Here is a 25,000-nt window from a genome sequence, read left to right as displayed (position 1 = left end):
GCGACAGCAGGCCTGGAGGCGCGTCACGCGACCGCACCGCCGGCTCCGGTCGCGCGGGTGGCCGGTCCGGCGACGACCGCGGTGGGCACCGCGGCCGTGACGACCGCGGTACCGGTGGGTTCCGTGGGCGTGACGAACGTGGTGGGTCGGACCGTCGGTCGGAGGACCGCGGCGGGTACCGCGGCCGGGACGACCGCGGTACCGGTGGGTACCGGGGCCGCGACGACCGCGGCGGGTCGGACCGTGGCGGGTACCGCGGCCGTGACGACCGTGCCTCCGGTGGGTTCCGTGGGCGTGACGAGCGTGGTGGGTCGGACCGTCGGTCGGAGGACCGGGGCGGGTACCGCGGCCGTGACGAGCGCCCGGCTGGTGGGTACCGCGGCCGTGACGAGCGTCCCGCCGGTGGGTACCGCGGGCGTGACGAGCGTCCTGCCGGTGGGTACCGCGGCCGCGACGAGCGTCCCGCCGGTGGGTACCGCGGCCGTGACGAGCGTCCTGCCGGTGGGTACCGCGGCCGCGATGACCGGCGCGAGGATGACCGGGGCCGCTTCGTCGGACGCGGCGAGGACCGGCGCGCGAGCGAGCGCGGCGGGTTCGTCCGACGTGACGACGACCGTGGCGCACCCCGTGGTCGGGACGACCGGAGCCGCGACGACCGCGGCGGACGCGACGACCGCGCCGGTGGCGGGTACCGCGGGCGCGACGACCGCGCCGGCGGCGGGTACCGCGGACGTGACGACGAACGACGCGGGGGAGACCGCCGCGTCGCCGGACGCCGTGACGACCGCCGCGACGACCGGCGCGACGACCGCCGAGACGACCGCCGTGACCCCGCCCGCGAGGACCGCCGCAGCCCCGACGGTCGCCCGAGCACCGTCTGGCACAACGGCCGCCGCTACGTCGGCGGCACCACGACCGCCCGGAACGCCGACCGCCCGAGTGGCGTCGGGAACCGCGGCGTCGGGAACCGCGGCGCCGGGAACCGTGCCGCCGGCAGCCGCGGCACCGCGCCGCGCGCGGACACGACGCCGCACCCGGAGGGTGCACGCGACCCCCAGGGCGCACCGCTCGAGGGCACGCCCGAGCGCCCCGTGATCCCGGACTGGGACGCGTCGGGGGCGAGCGTGTCCGACGGGGGCGGGGCGAGCCTCCAGGCCGACGGTGAGCGCCTGCAGAAGGTGATCGCCGCTGCGGGCGTGGCGTCCCGACGGGTCGCGGAGAACCTGATCGTCGAGGGCCGCGTGACGGTCAACGGCGAGGTCGTCGACGCGCTCGGTCGCCGGGTCGACCCCGCGGCCGACGAGATCGCGGTCGACGGCGTGCCGGTGCAGGGCGACGCCTCGCGGCGGTACGTCCTGCTCAACAAGCCGGTCGGGATCGTGTCGAGCCTGCAGGACGAGCGGGGGCGGCGTGACCTGTCCGAGTTCGTCGACCGCTACGAGGAGCGCCTGTTCAACGTCGGCCGGCTCGACGCCGAGACCTCGGGGCTGCTCGTGCTGACGAACGACGGCGACCTGGCGCACGTGCTCGCGCACCCGTCGTTCGGCATCACGAAGACGTACATCGCGAAGGTCCGCGGCAACGTGAACCCCGGGACCGTACAGCGCCTGCTCGACGGCGTCGAGCTCGAGGACGGGCCGATCGCGGCGGACAAGGTCCGGCTGCTCGAGTCGGCGAAGGGCGAGTCGCTCGTCGAGATCACGCTGCACTCCGGGCGCAACCGGATCGTCCGTCGCATGCTCGAGGCGGTCGACCACCCGGTCACCGACCTGGTGCGTCGGTCGTTCGGTCCGCTGCACCTCGGGTCGCTGCCCGTCGGCAAGACGCGCGAGCTGTCCACCGTGGAACTCGGCAAGCTCCTCCGCATCGCGCGCGAGGCCCGGGGTTCTGCACAGGCCGGGCCGGACGAGGAGTCCGCCGACTGACCGTCGGTAGGCTTGCCGGGTGACCGACGCCCTCGCACCGCTCGCCGAACCGGACATCGACCGGCGGCTCCGCGGACCCGTGCGCGTCGTCGGCGCCGGGCTCCTCGGGGCCTCGATCGGACTGGCGCTGCGCGAGAAGGGCGTCGACGTCGTCCTCGACGACGTGTCCCCGGCCGCCCTGGCGCTCGCCGTGGACTACGGCGCCGGTCGTCGTCCCGCCGACGGGGACGACCCGGAGCTCGTCGTCGTCGCGGTGCCGCCGGACGTCGTGGCCGCCGTCGTGGAGCGCGAGCTCGCGGCGTACCCGCGTGCGGTCGTCACCGACGTGGCGAGCGTGAAGACCGGGCCGCTCGACCGGCTCGTGGCGGCAGGGGCCGACGTCTCCCGCTACATCGGGTCGCACCCGATGGCGGGGCGGGAACGCTCCGGACCGACCGCTGCGCGCGCGGACCTGTTCGTCGGACGGCCGTGGGTGATCGCCGGCCACGACGCCATCACGTACCAGCGCGCCGCCGTGGTCGAGGACCTGGCGCTCGACGTCGGTGCCACGGTCGTGCCGATGGCGCCGGAGTCGCACGACCAGGCCGTCGCCTACGTCTCGCACGCCCCGCAGCTCGTCTCGACGCTCATGGCCGCGCGGCTGCAGGACGCACCGGAGGGCTCGCTCGACCTCGCCGGCGGCGGTGTCCGGGACGTCACGCGCATCGCGGCGAGCGACCCTGGACTCTGGGTGCAGATCATCGGCGCCAACGCGGCGCGCATCCGCCCGGTGCTCGCGGACCTCCGCGACGACCTGGACCGCGTGCTGCACGCCCTCGACGACCCGGACGGTACGGGGTCGCCGCGGACCATCGCCGAGACCATCGCCGCCGGCAACCGCGGGGTCGAGCGGCTCCCCGGCAAGCACGGCACCACCAGACGCTTCGCCCGGGTGGTCGTCCTGATCGACGACACCCCCGGGCAGCTCGCCGCCCTCCTGACGTTCATCGGGGAGATCGGCATCAACCTCGAGGACATGCGCCTCGAGCACTCACCGGGCGCACCGATCGGCATCGTCGAGGTGTCGGTCGTCCCCGAGCAGGAACAGCGACTCGTCGACGAGCTCGACGGTCGCGGATGGAGGATCGCAGCAGCATGGGCCTGAACGACGAGACGACCCCGACCGTGCACGAGTCCGGTGTCACCGGCGGCCCGGACGGACCGGACACCGGCCTGCCGACGCCCGGCGACCCCAGCGGCCCCCTCGGCGGCGACGTCGCGGGCGGCCTCGACGGCCAGGGCGGCGGCGAGCCCGGTTCGACGAGCGCGCCGGTCCCCGCGGGGCTGCCCGAGGGCGCCTTCGTGGCGAAGACCGTGATCGCGGTGGACGGCCCCGCCGGCAGCGGCAAGTCGAGCGTCTCCCGCGCGGCGGCCCGCGTGCTCGGCTTCGGGTACCAGGACACCGGTGCCGCCTACCGCGCGCTCGCCTGGCACGCCCTGCAGCAGCAGGTCGACCTCGACGACGCCGCGGCGGTGCTCGCGAGCTGGGAGACGTTCGACTACGCGATCGGCACCGACCCCGACGACTACTTCGTGCGCGTCGGCGGCACCGACGTGACGGACGCGATCCGCACCCCGGAGGTCACCGCCGCGGTGGCGCACATCGCGAAGCTCCCGGAGGTCCGCCAGCGGCTCGTGCAGCTCTTCCGCCAGGTGATGCGGAAGGCCGACGGGCAGGGGATCATCACCGAGGGCCGGGACATCACCACGGTCGTCGCGCCCGACGCCGAGGTCCGGATCCTGCTGACGGCGGACGAGTCGGTTAGGATGGCTCGACGCTCGGCTGAGGTCACGACCCAGTCGGCCGCCGAGACCTCCGCCGCACTCGCTCGTCGCGACGCGGCGGACGCGAAGGTCGTCGACTTCATGAACGCCGCGGACGGCGTCACGACGCTCGACTCCACCGACCTCGACTTCGACCAGACCGTGCAGGCGGTCGTCGACCTGGCCTGCGCGGCCACGCACTGACGCACGACCGGACGGCTCCCGTCCGGTCCCCACAGCCGGGTGACCGGCCCGGCCGACACCGGCCACCGAACCCGCGGTTCCGGCCGCACGCGAGGAAACCACATGGCCCAGCAGGACAGCCACGACAACGACGACTTCCCGGAGTACGACGACGCCCTCGGGGAGCGACTCGCCGGACTCGACGACGCCGAGGCGGACCAGCGGGCGAACGCGCTCCGTGCCGGACTCGACGAGTACGAGCTGGACGACGAGGACGTCGCGCTCCTCGACGCCGGCGAACTCGGCGAGGACGGCGTCCACTACCTGCCGGCGTACCCGGTGCTCGCGATCGTCGGCCGTCCGAACGTCGGCAAGTCGGCGCTCGTGAACCGCATCATCGGTCGTCGCGAGGCCGTCGTGCAGGACGTCCCCGGTGTCACCCGCGACCGCGTCTCGTACAAGGCCGAGTGGAACGACAAGCGCTTCACCCTCGTCGACACCGGCGGGTGGGAGCCCGACGCCCGGGGCATCAACGCCTCGGTCGCGGCGCAGGCCGAGGTCGCGGTCGACCTCGCCGACGCCGTGCTGTTCGTCGTGGACGTCACCGTCGGCATCACCGCCACGGACGAGCACGTCGTCAAGATGCTCCGCGGCACCGACCGTCCGGTCATCGTCGTGGCGAACAAGGCCGACGACGACCGCCGCGACCTCGACGCCTTCGAGCTGTGGAACCTGGGCCTCGGCGAGCCGCACCCGGTCTCCGCGCTGCACGGCCGCGGCGTCGCGGACCTGATGGACCTGATCATCAAGACGCTGCCGGACACCTCGGCCGTCGCCAAGCAGGAGGTCGGCGGGCCCCGTCGCGTCGCGATCCTCGGCCGCCCGAACGTCGGCAAGAGCTCGCTGCTCAACAAGGCCGCGGGCGAGGAGCGCGTGGTCGTCAACGACCTCGCCGGGACCACGCGCGACCCGGTGGACGAGCAGATCGAGCTCGGCGGCAAGGTCTGGCGCTTCGTCGACACCGCCGGCATCCGGAAGCGCGTGCACCTGCAGCAGGGCGCCGACTTCTACGCGTCGCTCCGCACGACCGCCGCGCTCGAGAAGGCCGAGGTCGCCGTCGTGGTCCTCGACGTCACCGAGCCGATCTCGACGCAGGACCTGCGCATCATCGACCTGGTGCTCGAGTCCGGCCGCGCGCTCGTGCTCGCCTACAACAAGTGGGACCTGCTCGACGACGACCGTCGCCGCTACCTGGAGCGCGAGATCGAGCAGGACCTGGCGCACGTCGCCTGGGCGCCCCGCGTGAACATCTCGGCCCGCACCGGCCGGCACCTCGAGAAGCTCGTCCCGGCGCTCGAGACCGCGCTCGAGTCCTGGGACACCCGCATCCCGACCGGCAAGGTCAACGCCTTCATCGCCGAGCTCGTGCAGGAGCACCCGCACCCGGTCCGCGGTGGCAAGCAGCCGCGCATCCTGTTCGGGACGCAGGCGTCGAGCCAGCCGCCGACGTTCGTGCTGTTCACCTCGGCGTTCCTCGACCCGCAGTACCGCCGCTTCATCACGCGCCGGCTCCGCGAGGTCTGGGGCTTCGAGGGCACCCCGATCAACGTCAACATGCGCGTCCGCGAGCGGCGGAAGCGCTCCTAGCGGGGCTGCGGGGGCAGGGGGTGCGACGGCGAGCAGGACGGGGACCGGGGACGGTCGCCGTCGTGCTCGCCGTCGTCGTGCTCGCGATCGTCGGGTCGTCGCGAGCGGGGGCGTGTTCCTCGCGACTGGGTCCGAACGGGACGGCGGTCGGGTCAGCAGTGTGCGGCCGTGGTCCGATCCCCAGCCGTCCGCTGCGGCCGCGCAGGACGTGCGCGTCGGCAACGCGCTCGGTGCGCCCGTGCCGCAGCAGTCTGCGGCACCGGTGCCGCGCGCCGTCCGGGACTGGGTGGTGCAGGCGCTGCCGCTCGAAGGTGACCTCGTGGCCGCTGCCGGCGGTGCGTCCGGTCGGGTCCGGGTCGGAGCGACCGCGAGCTCCGAGGTGACGATCGCGCTGCGTGACGTGGTCGTCGCTCCTGGACACCCGTCCGTGGTCGTGCTGCTCTCGCAACAGGTGCACGGCGACGGCCCGTCGCCGGGACACGTCGACATCGCCGACGCGCTGGTCGAGCTCCCCGCCGACGATGCGTCCGCCTCGATCGTGTTGTCGGACCTGTCCCGGATCCCGACGGACGTCCGGTCGGTCGTCGTGGCGGACGCCGCCAGTGGCGTCGTGCTGGGGCGCGCCGTCCTGCTCCCCGCCTGACGACCGCGGTGCTCGTGCCGCCCGGCGTGCTGGCCGTCGCGCGACCGGTCGTGCCGCATGTCGGCACGCCCGTCGTGCGGCCCGTCGGTGCGACCGGGAGGCACGGTGCGGGTCCGCCCCGCTGGATGCGGCACCATGGACTCGTGCGTCTCCCCGTCCTCGCCGACCGTCTGTGGTGTCGGCTGCAGCTGGACCGTCTCGCCGGCGGCCGTCAGGCCGGCTACGTCATCCGCGAGGACATGCTCGCGCACCCCGACACGGTCCGGTCCTTCCGGTGGATCCGCTGGCTGCTCGTCGCCGAGACCGTGGTCGGCCTGGCGGCGATCGTCGTGGCGGTGCTGCTGACCCGTGCGGGAGAGACGGTCCCGTGGGCGGTCTGGTTCCGAGCCACCGTCGTGCTCCTCATCACCCTGACGCTGTACGTGTTCGCCTGGCGGGCGCAGCTCGGCTACTACTGGGCGTACCAGCGGCTGCGGTTGTTCAGCCGGATCTTCCCCGTCGTGACGCTCGTCGTCGCGGCGATCCCGGGGCTGTACCCGTTCTGGATGGTGATCGAGCAGATCGTGTTCTCGCTGCTGATGATCGGCATCGGGGACGTGCTGACGAGCGACCACATGCGGGCGACGTTTCCGAAGCCGGCCGTGGCTGCGCGTCGGGAGCGCTCCACGGAGTGAGCGACGACGATGCCAAGGTCGGACGGCAACCGTACGATGGTCGGCAGGGGGGTGGTGTGTGAAACTCAAGGTGACCATCGCGGGGCCGAGGGCGGACCGCGACGTCGTGGTGACGGCGGACGTGACGGCGACCATCGGCTCACTGGCCGATCGGCTCGCGCGCGGACGGACCGCCGCGGACGGTGTCCCGCTGACGCTGCGCGTGTGGTTCCCCGACCGACCGCAACCCCGCCTGCTCAACCCGTCGGCGACGGTGCACGAGTCGTCGCTCCGGTCCGGCTGCCGGGTCGAGGTCGTCGCGGCGACGGACCGACGTCGCGGCGACGACGTCGAAGATGCTCCCGCGGCGGTCGCCCGGGTGCTCTCCGGGCCGGACGCGGGCAACGAGTTCACCCTGTCCCAGGGGGTCAACCTCGTCGGCCGTGACGCCATGGCGCAGGTCTGGCTCGCGGGCGACGACCTGGTCTCTCGACGCCACGCCACGGTGACGGTCGGTGAGACCGTGGAGGTCGTCGACCTGAACTCCGCGAACGGGGTCGAGGTCGACGGTCGGCTCGTCTCCCGTTCGTTCGTCGATCCCGACACGACGGTCCGGGTCGGTGACACCACGCTGCGCATCCGACCGCTGCCCACCGCGCCGCCCGTGCCGGGGGGGGAGTTCCGGCGCTTCCGCATCCGCGGCGACGGCGGTGGACTTCAGCCGCTCGCCCCGCGTCGAGCCGGCGCACCGCGGCCGCCAGTTCACCCTGCCCGAGATCCCGGTGCCGGGGGAGAAGCCCCGGTTGCCGATGATCGCGATCATCGCGCCGATCATCCTCGGGGCGGTCCTGTTCCTCGTCACGAAACAGCCGTACACACTGATCTTCATCGCGCTCTCGCCGGTCATCATGATCGGTACGTGGATCGACCAGCGCGTCCAGGCCCGGCGGCGTCGACGCGACGAACGCCAGCGCTTCGAGGATTCGCTCGCAGACTCGCGCCAACGACTCGCGGCGGCCCGTGCGGCAGAGATCGAAGCGCGGACGGCCGAGTCTCCGGCCTCGGCCGTCGTGACCGCGGCGATGCGCAACCGCTCGGCCCTGCTCTGGACCCGGAAGCCCGAGCACACCACCTTCCTCGAGGTCCGCTTCGGTTCCGGTACACAACCGTCGCGTTCCACCGTCACCCTGCCGTCGAAGAACTCCGGCAGCGTCGACGACTGGAACCGTGCCGAGGCGCTCGCCGACGAGTACGCCACGATCGGACCGGTACCCGTGGTCGAGACCTTCGAACGCGCCGGCGCGATCGGTGTCGCCGGCAGCGGGCTGGCGGCGGACGACGTCGCACGATCGCTCGTGGTGCAGCTCGCCGGGCTGCACAGCCCGGCAGACCTCGTGCTCACCGCGTTCGCCGGCGGCACCACCACCGACCAGTGGTCGTGGCTCAAGTGGCTGCCGCACGTCGACTCGCCGTACAGCCCGCTGCGCTCCTCGGGACTCGTGCACGACTTCGCCGGCGCATCCACGCTGCTGGCCGAGCTCGAGGGGCTCGTGGCGACCCGCCGTGCGGCCGGCTCGGGCCGCGGCGAGCAGGTCCGGTCGCGCATCGACGAGTCCCGCGCGCTGGACGAGGACCACGGCGAGTCGGTCGACCGGCTGCCCGCGACCCCGGCCGTCGTCGTGCTCGTCAGCGCCGAGGCGCCCGCCGACCGTGCCCGACTCGTCGCCCTGGCCGAGGAGGGACCCGACCTCAGCGTGCACGTCCTCTGGCTCGCCCCCACGCTGCAGGCGCTGCCCGTCGTGTGCCGCACGCACATCGTGCTCGACCGTGCGAGCGGGACCGCCACGGTCGGTTTCGTCCGGTCCGGACAGTCGGTCGTGCTCGACGAGCTCGATCGTGTGGACAGCATCGAGGCAGCGACCGTCGCCCGCGCGATCGCGCCGATCCAGGACTCCGGGGCACGGGTCCTCGACGAGACCGACCTGCCGCACAGCGTGGCGTTCGTCGACCTGTACGAGGGGGACGTCGCCGCTGACCCCGCCGCCATCGTCCAACGGTGGTCGAAGAATGACAGCTTGACCGGGGCATGGGTGCCCGGTTCCGGACGGGAGAGCGGTGGCGTGCGCGCCGTCGTGGGACAGGGTCCGAGCGAGCCGCTCGCCCTCGACCTGCGTGCCCACGGTCCGCACGCACTCGTCGGCGGGACCACGGGCTCCGGCAAGAGCGAGTTCCTGCAGACCTGGATCATGGGCATGGCGACGGAGTACGCGCCCGACCGGCTCACGTTCCTGCTCGTCGACTACAAGGGCGGTGCCGCGTTCGCCGAGTGCGTCGGCCTGCCGCACACCGTCGGCCTCGTCACCGACCTCAACCCGCACCTCGTCCGTCGCGCGCTCACCTCGCTGCGTGCCGAACTCCGGTACCGCGAGCGCCTACTGAACGACCGTGGCGCGAAGGACCTCGTCACACTCGAGCAGCGAGGTGATCCCGCGGCACCGCCCGTGCTCGTCATCGTGATCGACGAGTTCGCCGCGCTCGCCGCCGAGATCCCGGAGTTCATCGACGGCGTCATCGACGTCGCCCAGCGCGGTCGTTCGCTCGGTCTGCACCTCGTGATGGCGACCCAGCGCCCGAGCGGCGTCATCAAGGACTCCCTGCGGGCGAACACGAACCTGCGCATCGCGCTCCGCGTCGCAGACCCGGTCGACAGCGAGGACGTCCTCGGGGTGGCCGACGCTGCCTTCTTCGACCCGGGCACCCCCGGCCGCGCGGCGGCGAAGATCGGTCCGGGTCGGGTGCTGGATTTCCAGACCGCCTACCTCGGCGGCCGCTCCGACGACGTCGTGCACGAGCCGGACGTCGACGTGCAGGACTTCCCGTTCGGACCGGGCAGCACCTGGCCGAGCCCACCACGGGCACCGCGCGACTCGGCCCGGGCCCGGGACATCGAGCGGCTCGCCGCCACGATCGTCCGCGCCGCCGACCAGCAGGCACTCGACGTGCCGCGGAAGCCGTGGCTCGACCAGCTGCCGGACGCGGTCGGCCTGGAGGCCCTGCCCACCTCCGACGGATCGGCCCTCGTCATCGGGACAGTCGACCTGCCCGAGTCGCAGCAGCAGACCCCGTTCCGTCTCGACCTCGACGCAGTCGGCAACGTGGCCGTGCTCGGCGCCGGAGGCGCCGGCAAGTCGGCGGCGCTCCGCGCCGTCGCGGTCGCCGCCTCCGCGGCGGCAGACCGGTTCCCGGTCCGCATCACCGGACTCGACCTGGGCGGCGGCGGCCTCCGCATGCTCGAAGCGCTGCCCACGGTGGGCACCGTCATCAGCGGGCCGGACGACGAACTGATCACGCGCCTCCTGGCCGACCTCGAGTCGACCGTCGCCGACCGCGCCGCACGGTTCGCGGCGGCTCGGGCGTCGACCCTCAGCGAGTACCGCGAGGTGACCGGCACCGCCGAGCCGCGCGTCCTCGTCCTGGTCGACGGCATGGGCGCGTTCCGGAACGAGTACGAGTTCCGGCTCGGGACACAGCCCGTCTTCGACCAGCTCGTCGCGATCGCGGCGACCGGTCGCGCGCTGGGCGTGCACGTGGTGATGAGCGCGGACCGCATCGCGGCGTTCCCGTCGAACCTGCAGGCCGCGATCGGGGAGCGCATCGTGCTCCGACTCGCGACCGAGATGGAGTACCACGCGGCCGACGTACCGGCGGACGTGCTCGAGGACGCTGTGCCCGGCCGAGGACTCGTCGACGAGCACGAGGTGCAGCTCGGGGTGGTCGGAGGCAGCAGCGACCTCGTCGCGCAGGCCGCGGCGGTCGAGGCGCTGGCGGCCGACCTGCTGCGTCGTGGGGTCGCGGAGGCCCCGCCGATCCGCCGTCTGCCCGAGGACGTCGATCGCGCCGCGCTGCCGGTCGCCGTGGCCGGGCGACCGACGATCGGGCTCGCGGACGACACCCTCGGCCCGGTCGGCGTCCCGACGGACGGTCTTTTCGTGGTCACCGGACCCTTCGGCTCCGGGCGGTCCACGACGATGCGGACCGTCCTGCGCTCCGTGCGTGCGGCCTGGCCGGACCGTCCCGCGCACTTGGTGGTCGGACGACGGTCCGCGCTGCGCGACGCCACCGACTGGGCCTCGGCGGCACGGGACGCTACCGACGCCGAGGCCATCGCATCGCAGCTGGCGACCGTGTTGGAGAGCGGCCTGGGTGCCGGACCGGACCCGGTGATCGTGATCGAGAACGTCGGCGACTTCGAGGGGCTCCCGGCCGAGAGCCAGGTGGCGAGGCTGATCAAGGCCGCCCGCCGAGCCGGGGTGTTCGTGCTCGCCGAGGCCGACACGGTGACGGCGCCGAACGCATGGCAGCTCTTCGCCGAGCTCAAGACCGCTCGCGCCGGGATCGCCTTGCAACCGGAGGAGACCGACGGGCTGACGCTCTTCCGGACAGCGTTCCCTCGGGTGACCAGGGCCGACTTCCCCGTGGGCCGCGGGATCATGGTCGATTCCGGGAGGCTCACGCGGGTGCAGGTCGCCCGGGATCCCGAGTCCTCCTGATCGGGGACCCACTCGTCCCCCTCGAACGGGGGCGTGGACATCGCATGGGTGATTGGTCCCGAACCGGTGTTACGGTGGTCGCGATTGCCGGAGGGGCTGGCGGTCAGACCACCGCGAAGGGGTGCTACGTGGCCAACATCAACGTCTCCTACCAGGAGCTCAACAGCAACGCCGACCGTCTGCTCGCAGGGCGTGACGAGATCAACTCGACCCTGTCGAAGCTGCAGGCGCAGATCGCTTCACTGACGCAGGCCGGGTTCCAGACGGACCGTTCCTCCGGTGCGTACAACGAGGCCTACAACCGCTTCACGAGCGGCGCGCAGAACACCATCGGCGGCCTGAATGACCTTGCGCAGTTCCTTCGCACGACCGCCCAGACGCTGGGCGACGTCGACCAGCAGCTCGCGTCGCGACTCGGACGCTGATCGGGTCGACCGGAACAGGGATGGCCGGCGCTGCAGGCGCCGGCCGTCTCCTTCGTGGGGGGGTAGGGCATGTACGGGGAGATGACACAGCTGCGGGCGAAGGCCCGTGCGCTGCGAGACGACGCCGACGGGTTGCGCTCACGGGCGAGCGCGCTGGTGTCGCAGGCCGACGGTCTGTCGTCGGCGGGGAAGGCGGCCGACGCCGTACGCCGTCGGGTCCAGGAGTCCGGCGCTGAGCTCGGCAAGAAGGCGCAGCTGCTCGACGAGGCAGCGAACGCCCTCGATGCGCACGCGAAGGCCGTCGACGCCGTGAAGGCTCAGATCGCCGAGGCCGAGCGCGTCGCACGCGACCTGTGGAACCAGGCGGCGCACCTGGCGGCGAACGTCGTGAACGCCGTCAAGGACGTCGCGTCGAACGCCGTCAACGGGTTGATGCAGGTGATCGGCGCCGCGGGCTCGGGTGAGCCCGACCACGTCCGCGTCTCCGTGCATGAGCTCGGCGGGCAACAGGTGTCTGACGGCCAGGTCGCGAGTGCCAAGTCGTTCATCGCGCAGGTGCCGTCCCCGCCGCCGTCCGGTTCGAAGGACTGGATCGACGTGCGCGCTGCCGCGATCCGGAACGGTGTCGGATGAGCGGGGCACCGGCCATCGACGTCATCGACTGGGACCTGACGGTCGACGAGCTCCGCAGCGTCCGCGAGCACCTGCCCGGGCTCGTCCTGCCGTCCTTCGTGCCCTCGGGTGCGCCGGAGCAGCAGTCCACGGAAGCGCTGGTCGAGCGTGGGGTGCTCACACGCGGGCCCGACGCCGGTGCCGAGACGTGGACGGACGACCTCGATGCGCCGTTCCTGCTGTCACTCGCGCTGCAGAACGCCGGTTCGATCGTCATTCAGGTGACCGCATGGGACGCCGAGGCGACGTTGGCGCATTCGACCGTCCTCGGTGGCGACGCTGCCTCGCACCTCACCGTGCGGAGCCAGCGGACCGGTGACAGCAGTAGTGCGCACCTGCGCGGCTCCGTGCTCAACCAGGCGTGGTCGGCGCTCGTCGGTCTGATCCCCTCCCTCGAGGTGACAGATCCGGTCCGGGGCTCGACCACCGTCAGCACCGTGGCGTCCCAGGCGCTGGTCGACGCCATCCAGCGCGGCGATGCCCGGGTACTCGATGCCGTGGTGGCAGAACTGCACGTCCCTTCCGACGCGGTGGGACTTTTCCGGGGGCTGGCTGAGCCCGTGCAGCACGGCTTCCGTGTGAAGGCCTTCACCGCGGACCGTGGCCCGGTCTTCATCGCCGACTGGTTCGGCACCCGTCGCGGATGGCTCCGGATGAGCATCGGCCTCGGCTCGGATGCGCCCGGCTCGGAGGTCACACCCGATCGCATCATCGATGCCGGCACGGTCACCGTGTCCGCCCAGACGGACGAGGAGATCCGCACGGATCTCCTCGGTCTCGTCGCTGGACTCATCAAGGACCGAGATGTCTGACGGGATCAAGGTCGACTACGCGGAGATCGATCGCCTGACCACCGGGATCACCGCGCTCAACACCTTCGCCGGGCCGCTCGTGCCGAAGGTCGGGGCGCTCTCCATCGACGGGGACCTCCTCGCGTCGGCGATCCTCTCACCCGGCACTGCACTGGCCGCCGAGGGCGCCGTGATCAATGCGTCGGCGCAGCTGAGTGTGACGATCGTCTCCACGAAGGCGCTCGTCATCATCACGGCGTCGATCTCCAAGGTCTACGAGGCGGCCGAAGCAGGTCTCGCCGCAGCGCTCGCAGGCCTGAGCGTCGGAGTTCACGAGGCATTTGCCTTCGGCGTTCAGGTCGCAGTCAATGCAACCCTGGTGACCGAGACCGTCGTCTACACCACCGTCGCGTTGTCGTTCTTGGCCAAGGACGCCGTCGAAAGCGGCGTCGCCGCGGATGTTCTAGGGATCGCTGGACACTCGATCGCGCAAGCGTTCGCGGCGTCTGCGGGCCAGCAGGGGACGTTGACGGATCGTTTGAGCGTCTTCGTGAAGGAGACCGCGCGCAACTTCGGCGAAAACTTCATGGCCGAGCTGCCGAAGATGAGCCCGAAGCTCGTTTCGATGGAAGAGGCTTGGCTGGGGGACCTTCGCGGGAGTGGGACCTATGACGGGCTACTTGCGACTCTCATCGCGGGCGGACAACGACTGGGGAGCTTCCAGGACGGGAAGCACACCTTTCTCGAAGGTCTGATCAGTCCTGAAGAGCGGACCAAGCGGTCCGAAGACGCCGTGTTCGCATCGGAAAGTGCTCTCGACACGACATTGAAGACAGACGCGGACGGCAACATCATTCCGACAGACCTTCAGTCGCTTCTTGCGAGTGCCGGTCAGATCGACGCCGTCGGGCAGCAGGACTTCGGAGACATCAGGATCACGAAGGTTGTTGGCCCGGACGGGATCGAGCGGTACACAGTGCAGATCCCGAGTACTCAGAGTTGGGATCCTGTTGCAGGGAGGGCGCCGAACGATCTGACCTCCGATGTACATGCGATGCGCTACGGCAGCAACACCGCGCTGGCAGAAGCGGTAAAGGATGCGATGCGCCGAGAAGGAATCGTCGATCAGCCAGTGATGCTGGTCGGGTTCAGCCTCGGGGGCATCACCGCCGGGGCGATCGCGGCTGATCCTGATGGCTTCAACGTGCAGCAAGTCGTGACAGCGGGTTCCCCCGTCGGTGCCATGCGGATTCCGGACACCACGCACGTTACTTCGTTCGAGTCCACCAGCGATCCGGTCGCGGCCCTTGACGGTACGCTCAATCCCGCCCGTCCCTCCTGGCAGACGATCCGCGGGGATGCGCCAATCAAAGCAGATGAGGACATACCGATGGCTTCCGTAGTCGACGCGCATGATGCAAACCGGTACGCGGTCATGGCTCAACAGCAGGGACGGGTGAACGCATCGGATGACATTGCCAAGTTCCTCGGAACGGATGGGACGAAGGTGTCGATGAACGACTGGGAAGCGTGGCGCATCCCGTGACGGTGTTGAGCAGGTTGACGATCGTGACGGCCGGGGTCCTGATTCTCGTGGGATGTGCTGGCTGCAGTACGCCCCAGCTCGGAGAGGAACCGAACGTGTCGCAGACTTCAGCTCCGACATCCTCTGGGCAGACGCTCGCGGAAGCTCGTGCGCAGCTGCAGGAGCGCAGCGGGCTAACAGACACGTCGATCACTGTCAACGAGACGATGTCAGGTTTCCAGGAACATCGTCGGCTGTGGCTTGAAGCGTCGACGACGAGCACCTCGGAGGACGAGCAGCGAACCCTCGTGGAGTACATGTTCGCTCTCGGTTGGTCTGTCAATGATGTCGATGCCGATCAAGGCGTCAGCGTCCGTGTTCACACGCAGCCCCAGGTGACGATCGGCGCGCTCTTGAAGGATTGGGAAGGACTGCAGTACCGGTCGACCTCCGATTCCTTCCGGGAGTTGGTGGTTGCTTCTCGAAAGGTCCTCGAGCGTCAACTCGGGCAGTGGCCGGGAGCAGTACCGTCCCGATGACGTCGAGATCCGATGGGGCGTCACTCCGGAAAACGGTGATGCATCCAGCGAGAACGTCTCGACGGCAGACAGGAGTCGAGGCCGACGGTTGAGATCAGAGGGGGCCGCGGTGAAGACGGTCCGGAGGACGGCGTGGACGCTCATCGCAGTGCTGGCACTCATGGCGTCGTCCGGCTGTGGTCGGACAGGAACCGTGCCGTGGGACCGTTCGTCGAGCAGACCGAGCAGCTCCACCGGTCAGTCGCTCGAACAAGCGCAGGAACGATTGGCATCGATCGACGGTCTGACCGACGCGTCGATCACACAGGGGGACACGTTGTCGGGGCTGAACAAGCGCCACGAGGTATCCATCGAAGGATCGGTGCACGACAGCGCAGCCGTTCCCGGGATCATCGAGCGCGTGGCCCGGCTCGGTTGGTCAGTCGGCGACGTCGAGCCTGACACAGGAGTGTTCATCCGTCTCCGGACGAAGCCGCAGCTGGTGATCGGGGAGGTCGCCGAGCAGCAGGGCTGGTCGGGGAGCGCCTACGCCACTTCGACGGAGGAGCTGAAGGAGCTCGTCTTGATCCCGAGCGATGCGCTCGAGGATCACTTCGGGCGGTGGCCAGGAGGATCTCGCTGATGTCGTTCGTCTTCGTGCAGCTTCGTGGGGCTGACGCGGTCCCGCTACTCGACCCCGTCGCCCGGGCCGGTGTGACTGGCAGCCAGACTGCCGAGCAGCGCCAGGGCGTGCGCCGACGCCGACCCCGGTTCGGCGTGGTGCACGACGAGCAGCTGTCCGTCCGTCCCACCGACGCCGAGCTTCTCGCGTCGGAGCTCGAGGTCGCCGACCTCGGGGTGCCACATCCGCACCGCGGCCCCGCTCGGCGCGCGGACGTCGTGTCGCGCCCAGAGCCGCCGGAACGCCTCGCTGCCGAGCGAGAGCTCCCCGACGAGCCGCACCACCGAGGGATCGTCGACGTCCGGGCCGATCGAGGCCCGGAAGGCCGCGACCATCCCGGCCATCTGCCGCTCCCAGTCGGGGTACCGCGCAGTCGCCGCCGGGTCGAGGAACATCGTGCGCAGCCGGTTCTCGCCCGCGCGGATCCCCGGGTCGAGTTCGGTCGCGAGGGCGTTCGCGGCGAGGACGTCGAAGGCGCGGTCCTCGACGAACGCCGGGAGGCCGACGACCTCGAGGAACTGCAGCGTCCCCGTCGGGACCCGGCCCCGGCCCAGGGTCGACCGCTGCGCGCGGGCGGTCGGACGGACGCAGGCGAGGGCGAGCAGGTACGCGGTCGCCGCATCGTCGAGCCCGAACACGCTTGCCACGGCCTCGAGCACCTGGGGCGACGGGTTCCGGTCGCGCCCCTGCTCGAGTCGCAGGTAGTAGTCGGCGCTGATCCCGGCGAGCGTCGCGACCTCCTCCCGGCGGAGCCCCGGTGTCCGACGCGGGCCGGTCACGCGGATGCCGACGTCCTCCGGGCGGACGAGTTCGCGTCGAGCCCGGAGGTACTCGCCGAGGCGCCGGTCGTCGGTCATGCCTCGATCGTACGAGCGTCGCCGGTGGTGATCCTGGTCCCCGTGGTCCCAGGGTCGACGCGGACCTGGGCAGCGCGGTTCGCACCGACGAGGGTGGAGACTTGACGAACGACACGCTCCCCGGTGGCAGCTACCGACTCGCAGACGACCTCGACCTGACCCGCCTCGGCTACGGCGCGATGCAGCTCGCGGGTCCCGGGGTCTTCGGACCGCCCGCCGACCACGACGAGGCGGTCCGGGTCCTCCGCACGGTCGTCGACCTCGGCATCACGCACATCGACACGTCGGACTTCTACGGCCCGCACGTGACCAACGAACTCATCCGCGAGGCGCTGTCGCCCTACCCGGAGGACCTGCGGATCGTGACGAAGGTGGGTGCCCGGCGTGACGAGCAGGGCGGCTGGCCGCACGCCCGGTCCCCGCAGGAACTCGTCGAGCAGGTGCACGACAACCTGCGGCACCTGGGCGTCGACCGGCTCGACGTCGTCAACCTGCGCATGGGCGGATTCGACGCCCCCGAGCCCGGTTCGATCGCACCGCAGGTCGAGGCGCTCGCGGCGCTCCAGCAGCAGGGGCTGATCCGGCACGTCGGGCTGTCGACCGTCGACGCCGACCAACTCGCCGAGGCGCAGGCGATCACGCCGATCGTCTGCGTCCAGAACATGTACAACGTCGCCCGGCGCGAGGACGACGCCCTCGTGGACCTGACGGCGGCGAAGGGCATCGCGTACGTGCCCTACTTCCCGCTCGGCGGGTTCACGCCGTTGCAGTCGGGTGCCCTCGACGCCGTGGCCTCGCGGCTCGGGGTGTCCCGCCTGACCGTCGCCCTGTCGTGGCTGCTGCAGCGCTCGCCGAACATCCTGCTCATCCCGGGGACGTCCTCGGTCGCACACCTGCGGGACAACGTCGCCTCCGCCGGTTTCGTGCTGCCCGAGGACGCCGTGGCCGAGCTCGACGCCATCGGTTCGGCACCGGACCCGACTGCGTGACCGGACGACCGTGCGGGGACGGCTGCCACACTCGGCACCCGTCCGCGCACGGACGGTCGGGGAAGCGGCTGGCGCGCGGGCAGGACCGGGGAGCGAGGAGCATCGTCGAGGCATGACGAACGACACGCTCCCCGGCGGCACGTACGACCTCGGCGACCTCGAGGTCACCCGGTTCGGGTACGGCGCCATGCAGCTCGCCGGACCGCAGGTGTTCGGGCCGCCGGCCGACCGGGACGAGGCCGTGCGCGTGCTCCGCACGGCGGTCGAGCTCGGCATCACCCACATCGACACGGCGGACTTCTACGGCCCGCACGTCACGAACGAGATCATCCGCGAAGCACTGCACCCGTACGCGGACGACCTGCACATCGTGACGAAGGTCGGGTCGCGGCGGAACGCGAAGGGGCAGTGGCCGCCGGCGCGGAAGCCCGAGCAGCTGGTCGAGGACGTGCACGCGAACCTCGAGCGGCTCGGGCTCGAGCAGCTCGACGTCGTGAACCTCCGGGTGGGCGGGTTCGACGCCCCGGAGGCCGGGAGCATCGCTCCGCAGTTCGAAGCGCTCGCAGAACTCCGCCGGCAGGGGCTGATCCGGCACCTCGGCCTGTCGACCATCACCGCCGCGCAGCTCCTCGAGGCGCTCCGGATCGCGCCCGTCGTCTGCGTGCAGAACATGTACAACGTGGCGCAGCGGGCGGACGACGACCTGGTCGACCTGACCGCGGCTGAGGGGATCGCCTTCGTGCCCTACTTCCCGCTCGGCGGCTTCTCGCCGATCCAGTCCGGCGCGCTCGACGCCGTCGCCGAGCGTCTGGGGGAGTCGCAGCTGTCGGTGGCGCTCGCGTGGCTGCTGCAGCGCTCGCCGAACATCCTGCTGATCCCCGGGACGTCGTCGGTGGAGCACCTCCGCGCGAACGTCGCCGGCGCAGGCATCACCCTGCCGTCGGACGCACTCGCCGAACTCGACGCGATCGCCGCCGCCTGACCGCCAGAGCCCGACTGCCAGAGCCCGACCGCCGGAGCCCGACCGCCGGAGCCCGGCCGACCGAGCCCGGTGTCAGGCGACCGTGGCGAGCGCGAACGGCAGCACGGCGTCCGCCCCCGCCCGCCGCAGCTCCCGCCCCGCGACCGTCACCGTCCACCGGCTGTCCACCAGGTCGTCCACGAGAAGCACCGGCCCCTCGTGCGCCTGCAGCGCCGCCGCGAGCTCGGGGTCGACCACGAAGGTGTCCCAGACCCCGGCCAACCGGTACGCGCTGTTCGTCGCACCGTCCCCGCGCGGCTCGCCCCCGCTCCGCCCGAGCGTGCCGAGGAACCGCAGGCGACCGATCGTCGACAGCGCCTGCGCGAGCGACGCCACGAGCTCCGGCCGCGACCGCGACGACATCGCGACCACACCGGTCGGCCGCTCGGCCCACGGCCAGTCCTTGAGCGCCCGGACGCACCCGTCGACGAGCGCCTTCGACACGGGCCCGTCCGGTGTCGACGGCGCGAAGAGCGTGCGCAGGGGGCCGCCCCACCCGAGGTCCGTCAGCCGGGCGATGGCCCGACCCGGCTCCACGAGGTCGCCTGCTGGGATCCGCCCCTTCACCGGGACGCCGAGCGCCGACATGCCCGACGGCCACTGGGCGCGCGGTGTGACCTCGACCCCGACCCGGTCGAGGGCGGCGGCAGCACCGGAGGTGTCGGAGTCCGAGACCGCGGTCGGGTACCAGACGCCGGCGCAGTTGTCGCACCGACCGCACGGCTCGGCCGACGGGTCGTCGAGGTCCTGCTGCAGCAGCTGCATCCGGCACGCCGTGGTCGACTCGTACGCGAGCATCGAGGACGCCTCCGCTGCACGGGCGGCCGCGACGCGCTCGTACCGGGCGGCGTCGTACTGCCACGGCTCGCCGGTGGACACCCAGCCCCCGGCGACGCGGCGGACGGCTCCGTCGACGTCGAGCACCTTGAGCAGGAGTTCGAGCGTGGACCGCTTGACGTCGACCAGCCCCTCGAGCGCGACGGTGGACATCGCGGTGTCGGTGGACAGGGCACCGAGCACCGCGGCGGCGCGGGACTCGGTCGGCATGGACGCGCTGGCGAAGTACTGCCAGATCTCCTGGTCCTCGCGCCCGGGCAGGAGCAGGACGTCGGCGTTGTCGGTCGCACGTCCAGCGCGACCGATCTGCTGGTAGTACGCCACGGGGGAGGACGGCGCCCCGACGTGCACGACGAACCCGAGGTCCGGCTTGTCGAAGCCCATCCCGAGGGCGCTGGTCGCGACGAGGGCCTTGAGCTCGTTGGCCTTGAGCTGCTGCTCGAGCTGCTCGCGCTCCTCGTCGTCGGTGCGCCCCGTGTACGCACGGACGGCGTACCCGTTCTCGCGCAGGAGCCGCGCGATGTCCTCGGCCCCGGAGACCGTGAGCGTGTAGACGATCCCGCTCCCGGGCAGCTCGGCGAGGTGCGCGAGCAACCACCCGAGCCGCTGTCGGGCGTCCGGCAGCGTCAGGACCCCGAGCCGGAGCGACGCACGGGCGAGCGACCCTCGGATGGTGAACACCGGGTCGGCAGGACCCGCGGTGAGCTGCTCGGCGACGTCCTCGACCACGCGCTCGTTCGCGGTGGCGGTCGTGGCGAGGACGGGCACCCCGTGCGGCAGCGACCGGATGAGCTCCGCGAGCCGTCGGTAGTCCGGCCGGAAGTCGTGGCCCCAGTCCGAGATGCAGTGCGCCTCGTCCACCACGAGCATCCCCATCCGCGCCACGAGTGTCGGGAGCTGCTCGTCGCGGAACCGCGGGTTGTTGAGCCGCTCCGGCGACACGAGGAGCACGTCGACCTCGTCCCGGGCGAGGGCGGCCTGCGTGTCCGCCCACTCGTGCGCGTTCGCGGAGTTGATCGACACCGCGCGCACCCCGGCCCGGGCGGCCGCGGCGACCTGGTCGCGCATGAGCGCCAGCAGGGGCGACACGAGCACGGTCGGCCCACCGCCCCGCCGCCGGAGCAGCAGCGTGGCGAGGAAGTACACGGCGGACTTGCCCCACCCGGTGCGCTGTACGACGAGCGCACGCTGCCGGTGCTCGACCAGGGCCGAGATCGCCTCGAGCTGGCCGGGGTGGAAGTCCGCGTCCGGCCGGCCGGTCAGGGCGACGAGGGCCTCCTGTGCCTCGGCGGCGATCGCGGCGGACGGCTGCGCGGTGGTCGTGTCCATGCCCCCATGCTGTCAGCACCGACCGACGGAACCGGCCCCGATCCTCCCGGCTGTGGACAACCCGGCGACGCGACCCGCTACTGGTAGGTGATGAGCGACGGCGTCGGCGTCACGTCCGCCATCGTCTGCTCCGGGGTGAGCATGGGCGTGTCCTCGTCGATGAAGTTCTTCCAGCCCCAGTGCACCCCCGCCGGCGCATCCTGGTGCAGCGCCTTCCACGTCGCCTGCTTGTCCGGCTGCGACCCCTGCCCGTCGACGTGCACGAGCAGGTCGAGCTCGGGGTGCTGCGTCAGCGACGCCCGGTCCTGGATCATCGACAGCCGGAACTGGTGCAGGACCAGGGCCTTCGGTGGCAGGCCGTGCTGACGGACGAGTGCGGCGAGCCACGACGACACCCGGTCGACCTCGTCCGCCGAGACGCTCCCGATCTGCCGGAGCGGCACCTGGTCCGGCCCGAGCCGCCACTCCGGGTCGAGCGCGAGCCACACGTTCGGCTCCCGCAGCAGCGACTCGTACCGCTTCGCCTGCGACAGGAAGTCCGAGCGCCCGGGCTGCAGGTCGAGCACCACGGGCATCCCCGCCCGCCGCGCGGCGTCGACGTACGGCTGCAGCGTCGAGACCGGGAGCTCGCGCGAGTAGTCCCCGTCCGCGCCGGGGTCGCCGGCCGCGACGGTCGCGATGACCTCGAGCGCGGGCGAGACCGGCTCGTCGCCGAGGCCGTCGTACGAGGCCGCGAGCTGCTCCGCCCGCTGCACCGTCGCCGTCGGGTCCTGCTCACCGAGGACCCCGAGCACCGGCGCGCCCGGCGCCCCGTACAGCGCCGTCCAGCGGTGCCCGTCGAACGGCCGCTGCCCGCCGTGCGGCAACTGCCAGCCACCCTGCGCGGCCCGCACCGTCCACCCCGGGTCCGACAGCGCGCGGAACGTCGCGCCCGCGAACACCGTCGGGTGCCCCGCGCGCTCGTGCAGCGTCGACACGACGTCCGGCGCCGCCGCGGGGTCGGTCACGCCCGCGGGCATCACGACCACGTGCGCCCCGGCCGCCTCCGCCGTCGCCACGGCGGGCGCGTCCGACCGGCGGTCCGCCACGACGACGGTCGCCGGACGGGAGGCACGCCCCACCGCCGCAGCGTCGCCCGCCTCCGGTGCGTCCCGCTCCGGCACGTCGGTGTCGACCGACACGTCGCCCTCGGCCTGGTACCAGTCCGCGCCGAGCCGCTCGAGCTCCGCGGCGACGGCCGCGTCGCCCCGCGAGGAACCGTCGTCGCCCGGAGTGCGCTCGCCCGCCGCCGGATGGCCGGCCGACGGCGTCACCAGCAGTGGCACGTGCGCCCGACGGGCGGCGCTCGCCGCCGTGGCGACCGCGCGCTCGTCGCCCGCGGGCGCCACGACCGCGCCCCGTGCGTGCGCGAAGAGGGCGCGGCTCACCTGGACGGACCGGGTCGTGGGGTCGTCGGACGCCGCGACCCGCACGGCGTCGGCGGCGGGACGGGTCAGCTCGGTGGCCGTCCGGTCTGCTGCGTCCGCCGTGCACCCGGCGGCACCGAGCAGGAGCCCGGAGACGACGAGTGCGAGCAGGGGGCGGAGGGGACGACCGGAACGCATCGGGCCACCCTAACGGGGGCCACGGGCGCGACCTGGACGCTCCGTCAACGCTCGGTTCAGAGGTGGAAGCCGGCGCGCTCCAGGTCGGCGAGGAACGCCGCCGCGAGCTGCTGCTGCCCGGCGACCGTCGGGTGCTCGCTGTCGTCCTGCAGCCAGTCGGCGTGCCCGGCGATCGGCTGGCCGACGTCGATGTACGTCCCACCGACCGTCGCGAGCGCCTGCTGCAGGTCGGTGCTGCTCTGCGCCACCTCGTCCGGGACGTCGCCCGGCTGGTCCCACAGCGTGCTGAACCCGACGATCTTCGCGTCGGGCAGCGCCTGGTGCAGCTGCGTCACGGTCTGCATCGTGGCCGTCGCGAGGGCGGTCGGGTCCTCGCCGAGGTCGTTGTCCGACGACTGGATCACCACCAGCTCGGGCTTCGCGGACACGGCGCCCTGGATCAGCCCCGCGTAGTCCGTCCCGCAGTCGCCGACGGAGATGAACCCGGCGCCGCTGCACGAGTCGTTCGCCACGACCGCGCCGGTCTGCTCGCCGACCAGGGACGGCCACGCGTCCGCGGAGTCGTCGAGCCCGTAGCCGGCCATGATCGAGTCGCCGATCGTCACGACGTCGCTGTCCACCGTGAAGGACGGCGGGGTCGGCGTGGGCGACGCGCTCGGGGTCGGGCTGGCGGAGGCGGTGGCGCGGGCGGCGGAGGCGACGGACTCGTGTCCGACGGCGGCGTGCCAACCGAGGACGCCGACGCCGGCGACGACCGCGACGAGCGCAGCGGCGAGGAGCGGACGGGTCGAGGGCATGGGTTCGACTGTAGGTCGCCGGAGCGGTCGCTGTCCGGTCTCTGTGCCGACTGCTGGACGCTTCATGGCTGGGTCATGGGGAGCGCGACCTGGGAAGCCGACAGGTGTCGTCTCGTAGACAGGGTGCATGCAGGCCCCGCCGGACGACCAGCCCACCATCGGACCGGTCCCGGCTCCCGCCGTGCACTGCATGACGCTCAACCTGCGGCGGCGCGTCCCGCGACCGCTGACCCACCCGGACGCGTGGGAACGGCGCCGGGAGGCCGTGGTCGCGCTCGTCACCTCCGAAGCGCCCACCGTCCTGGCCGTCCAGGAGGCACTGCCCGCGCAGACCGCGGACCTCACCTCGCGACTCGGGTCGCGTTGGGAACCCGTCGTCGTCGGCCGCGGCGTGCGCGGGGGCGGCGAGGCCGTCGGCCTGCTGCTCGACCGGGAGCGGGTCCGGGTCGTCGAGCGGCGCACCTGGGCGCTCTCCCGCACGCCGTCGCGACCCGGGTCGCGTTCGTGGGCGACCGCGTTCCCGCGGCACGCCGTCGGTGCGGTCCTCGAGGACCGCACGACCGGCACCGTGTTCCTCGCCGTCGCGACGCACCTCGACGTCGCGTCCCCGTGGGCGCGCCTGCGGCAGGCGGAGCTCCTCGGCCGGATCGTCCGCCAGCGTGGCCTGCCGGCCGTCGTGATGGCGGACTGGAACTGCCCTGCGGGCTCCGGGCCGTGGCGAGCCCTGGCGGAGGCGGGGGTCGTCGACAGCGTGCCCCGTGCCTCCCGGCTGGTCGGCGAGGAGTGGGGGACGTACCCGCACTACCGGAGTCCGCGTGTCGGGGGCCGGCGCATCGACGGGGTGCTCGTGACCGAGGACGCCGTCGTCGAGCGGGCAGCCGTGTCCGTGCGCAGGCCCGACGGGGTCTGGCCGTCCGACCACGCGGCCGTGCACGCCGTCGTGCGGTGGGCGTCGTGATCGCGGCGCTCGGGCCGACGTTCCTGCGGAGGCGCTTCACACCGTCCGACGTGGTGCGGCTCGCGACGCTCGTCAGCGTGCCGGTCGCCGCCGTCGGGTGGGGGAGCACCTCGTTCGCGGTGATGGCCCTCGCGCTGTTCGGCGTCGTCGTGCCGCGCGCACTCGGGCTGCGGCCCGCGTTCGACCTGGCCGTCTGCCTGCTCGTACTGCTCGCGGGGTGGTCGAGCGCGCTCGAGTGGTACACGTCGGTGTTCCTGTGGGACAAGGTCGTGCACGTCGTGCTGACCGGGCTCCTGGCGGCGCTGCTCGCGGTGATCGCCGCCGACCTGCGGCTCGTGCCGCACGCCCCGGATGCGGGCCGGGTGGCCGTGGCGCTCCTGGTGTTCTGCGCGGGGCTCGCGATCGGGGCCGTGTGGGAGATGTGCGAGTGGCTCGGGCACGAGTTCGTCGACTCGGCGATCTTCGTCGGCTACGACGACACGATCGGGGACCTGGCGGCGGACGGGCTCGGCGGGCTGCTCGTCGGGTTCGCGCTGCCGTGGCTGGCGGCGTCGCGGGAGGTCGTCCGGCGGCGGTGACGGTCGGGTGCCG

General features: G+C 72.3%; 22 protein-coding genes and 1 pseudogene. 18 read left to right on the top strand and 5 right to left on the bottom strand.

Going from position 1 to position 25,000, the window contains the following annotated elements:
- Positions 1–23: 23 nt before the first annotated feature.
- On the bottom strand, positions 24–884 hold the full coding sequence (locus HUN58_RS20660; RefSeq protein WP_208745630.1) for a hypothetical protein: 861 nt from the start codon (positions 882–884) through the stop codon (positions 24–26).
- 240 nt (positions 885–1,124) lie between these two features.
- Here HUN58_RS20660 and HUN58_RS20655 point away from each other — a divergent pair, with 240 nt between their 5' ends.
- The 14 genes and pseudogenes from HUN58_RS20655 (at position 1,125) to HUN58_RS17385 (ending at position 15,978) form a co-directional block, all read left to right on the top strand.
- Entirely contained in the window at positions 1,125–1,925 is an 801-nt protein-coding gene (locus HUN58_RS20655) for a pseudouridine synthase (protein ID WP_208745629.1), read from the top strand.
- Positions 1,926–1,944: 19 nt separating this feature from the next.
- Positions 1,945–3,069 (top strand): prephenate dehydrogenase, encoded by a 1,125-nt coding sequence (locus HUN58_RS17445; RefSeq protein ID WP_180225472.1) that lies wholly within the window; start codon positions 1,945–1,947, stop codon positions 3,067–3,069.
- Between the two features lie 209 nt (positions 3,070–3,278).
- Positions 3,279–3,932 (top strand): (d)CMP kinase, encoded by a 654-nt coding sequence (gene cmk, locus HUN58_RS17440; protein WP_180226031.1) that lies wholly within the window; start codon positions 3,279–3,281, stop codon positions 3,930–3,932.
- A 102-nt stretch (positions 3,933–4,034) separates the two neighbouring features.
- Positions 4,035–5,558, top strand: coding sequence for a ribosome biogenesis GTPase Der (gene der, locus HUN58_RS17435; protein WP_058743357.1), 1,524 nt, complete (start codon positions 4,035–4,037; stop codon positions 5,556–5,558).
- A gap of 238 nt (positions 5,559–5,796) precedes the next feature.
- Positions 5,797–6,201, top strand: coding sequence for a hypothetical protein (locus HUN58_RS17430; protein WP_180225471.1), 405 nt, complete (start codon positions 5,797–5,799; stop codon positions 6,199–6,201).
- A gap of 143 nt (positions 6,202–6,344) precedes the next feature.
- Positions 6,345–6,875, top strand: a complete 531-nt coding sequence (locus HUN58_RS17425) for a hypothetical protein (RefSeq protein WP_229666830.1) — start codon at positions 6,345–6,347, stop codon at positions 6,873–6,875.
- A gap of 58 nt (positions 6,876–6,933) precedes the next feature.
- A pseudogene (locus tag HUN58_RS21095) lies at positions 6,934–7,485 on the top strand (FHA domain-containing protein); the annotation flags it as partial.
- Positions 7,486–7,564: 79 nt separating this feature from the next.
- Entirely contained in the window at positions 7,565–11,404 is a 3,840-nt protein-coding gene (locus HUN58_RS17415) for an FtsK/SpoIIIE domain-containing protein (RefSeq protein WP_180225470.1), read from the top strand.
- A gap of 128 nt (positions 11,405–11,532) precedes the next feature.
- Entirely contained in the window at positions 11,533–11,829 is a 297-nt protein-coding gene (locus HUN58_RS17410) for a WXG100 family type VII secretion target (protein WP_180225469.1), read from the top strand.
- An 81-nt stretch (positions 11,830–11,910) separates the two neighbouring features.
- Positions 11,911–12,462: a hypothetical protein gene (locus HUN58_RS17405; protein WP_180225468.1), complete on the top strand. Its 552-nt coding sequence runs from the start codon at positions 11,911–11,913 to the stop codon at positions 12,460–12,462.
- Positions 12,459–13,313, top strand: a complete 855-nt coding sequence (locus tag HUN58_RS17400; protein WP_141860859.1) for a hypothetical protein — start codon at positions 12,459–12,461, stop codon at positions 13,311–13,313. Before HUN58_RS17405 ends, HUN58_RS17400 begins: the two co-directional genes overlap by 4 nt.
- Positions 13,306–14,838, top strand: a complete 1,533-nt coding sequence (locus HUN58_RS17395) for a hypothetical protein (protein ID WP_141860861.1) — start codon at positions 13,306–13,308, stop codon at positions 14,836–14,838. The genes HUN58_RS17400 and HUN58_RS17395 overlap by 8 nt, the downstream gene beginning before the upstream one ends.
- Positions 14,839–14,933: 95 nt before the next feature.
- A complete protein-coding gene (locus HUN58_RS17390; protein WP_141860864.1) occupies positions 14,934–15,356 on the top strand; it encodes a hypothetical protein in 423 nt (140 codons plus the stop codon).
- Positions 15,357–15,504: 148 nt separating this feature from the next.
- Positions 15,505–15,978, top strand: coding sequence for a hypothetical protein (locus HUN58_RS17385; RefSeq protein ID WP_141860866.1), 474 nt, complete (start codon positions 15,505–15,507; stop codon positions 15,976–15,978).
- A 44-nt stretch (positions 15,979–16,022) separates the two neighbouring features.
- Here HUN58_RS17385 and HUN58_RS17380 read toward each other — a convergent pair whose 3' ends face one another.
- A complete protein-coding gene (locus HUN58_RS17380) occupies positions 16,023–16,874 on the bottom strand; it encodes a helix-turn-helix domain-containing protein (protein ID WP_141860868.1) in 852 nt (283 codons plus the stop codon).
- A 101-nt stretch (positions 16,875–16,975) separates the two neighbouring features.
- Here HUN58_RS17380 and HUN58_RS17375 point away from each other — a divergent pair, with 101 nt between their 5' ends.
- Entirely contained in the window at positions 16,976–17,863 is an 888-nt protein-coding gene (locus HUN58_RS17375; RefSeq protein WP_141860870.1) for an oxidoreductase, read from the top strand.
- A 112-nt stretch (positions 17,864–17,975) separates the two neighbouring features.
- Positions 17,976–18,845, top strand: coding sequence for an oxidoreductase (locus tag HUN58_RS17370; protein ID WP_180225466.1), 870 nt, complete (start codon positions 17,976–17,978; stop codon positions 18,843–18,845).
- Positions 18,846–18,917: 72 nt separating this feature from the next.
- Here the strand turns inward: HUN58_RS17370 and HUN58_RS17365 are convergent, their stop codons facing one another.
- The 3 genes from HUN58_RS17365 to HUN58_RS17355 all read right to left on the bottom strand — a co-directional run bounded on the left by HUN58_RS17365 (position 18,918) and on the right by HUN58_RS17355 (position 23,451).
- A complete protein-coding gene (locus HUN58_RS17365; RefSeq protein WP_180225465.1) occupies positions 18,918–21,050 on the bottom strand; it encodes an ATP-dependent DNA helicase RecQ in 2,133 nt (710 codons plus the stop codon).
- A 77-nt stretch (positions 21,051–21,127) separates the two neighbouring features.
- Positions 21,128–22,654 (bottom strand): hypothetical protein, encoded by a 1,527-nt coding sequence (locus HUN58_RS17360; RefSeq protein ID WP_180225464.1) that lies wholly within the window; start codon positions 22,652–22,654, stop codon positions 21,128–21,130.
- Between the two features lie 56 nt (positions 22,655–22,710).
- Positions 22,711–23,451 (bottom strand): SGNH/GDSL hydrolase family protein, encoded by a 741-nt coding sequence (locus tag HUN58_RS17355; RefSeq protein WP_180225463.1) that lies wholly within the window; start codon positions 23,449–23,451, stop codon positions 22,711–22,713.
- 127 nt (positions 23,452–23,578) lie between these two features.
- Between HUN58_RS17355 and HUN58_RS17350 the strand changes: the two genes are divergently transcribed.
- The gene (locus HUN58_RS17350) at positions 23,579–24,409 is read left to right on the top strand and encodes an endonuclease/exonuclease/phosphatase family protein (protein ID WP_208745628.1); all 831 of its coding nucleotides are present in this window, start codon (positions 23,579–23,581) and stop codon (positions 24,407–24,409) included.
- Positions 24,397–24,987 (top strand): hypothetical protein, encoded by a 591-nt coding sequence (locus tag HUN58_RS17345; RefSeq protein ID WP_144801990.1) that lies wholly within the window; start codon positions 24,397–24,399, stop codon positions 24,985–24,987. The genes HUN58_RS17350 and HUN58_RS17345 overlap by 13 nt, the downstream gene beginning before the upstream one ends.
- The last annotated feature ends 13 nt before the right edge of the window (positions 24,988–25,000 follow it).

This window comes from Curtobacterium sp. Csp1 (genome assembly GCF_013347185.1).
Note: the sequence above shows the minus strand (reverse complement) of the source record. Positions and strands in the feature narration are given on the sequence as shown.

What these genes read in the sequence shown, in the direction of transcription:
- der (WP_058743357.1), top strand. Translation starts at nt 4,035, where the DNA reads ATGGCCCAGCAGGACAGCCACGACAACGACGACTTCCCGGAGTACGAC.
- HUN58_RS17405 (WP_180225468.1), top strand. Translation starts at nt 11,911, where the DNA reads ATGACACAGCTGCGGGCGAAGGCCCGTGCGCTGCGAGACGACGCCGAC.
- HUN58_RS17400 (WP_141860859.1), top strand. Translation starts at nt 12,459, where the DNA reads ATGAGCGGGGCACCGGCCATCGACGTCATCGACTGGGACCTGACGGTC.
- HUN58_RS17395 (WP_141860861.1), top strand. Translation starts at nt 13,306, where the DNA reads ATGTCTGACGGGATCAAGGTCGACTACGCGGAGATCGATCGCCTGACC.
- HUN58_RS17380 (WP_141860868.1), bottom strand. Translation starts at nt 16,874, where the DNA reads ATGACCGACGACCGGCGCCTCGGCGAGTACCTCCGGGCTCGACGCGAA.
- HUN58_RS17370 (WP_180225466.1), top strand. Translation starts at nt 17,976, where the DNA reads ATGACGAACGACACGCTCCCCGGCGGCACGTACGACCTCGGCGACCTC.
- HUN58_RS17365 (WP_180225465.1), bottom strand. Translation starts at nt 21,050, where the DNA reads ATGGACACGACCACCGCGCAGCCGTCCGCCGCGATCGCCGCCGAGGCA.
- HUN58_RS17360 (WP_180225464.1), bottom strand. Translation starts at nt 22,654, where the DNA reads ATGCGTTCCGGTCGTCCCCTCCGCCCCCTGCTCGCACTCGTCGTCTCC.
- HUN58_RS17355 (WP_180225463.1), bottom strand. Translation starts at nt 23,451, where the DNA reads ATGCCCTCGACCCGTCCGCTCCTCGCCGCTGCGCTCGTCGCGGTCGTC.
- HUN58_RS17350 (WP_208745628.1), top strand. Translation starts at nt 23,579, where the DNA reads ATGCAGGCCCCGCCGGACGACCAGCCCACCATCGGACCGGTCCCGGCT.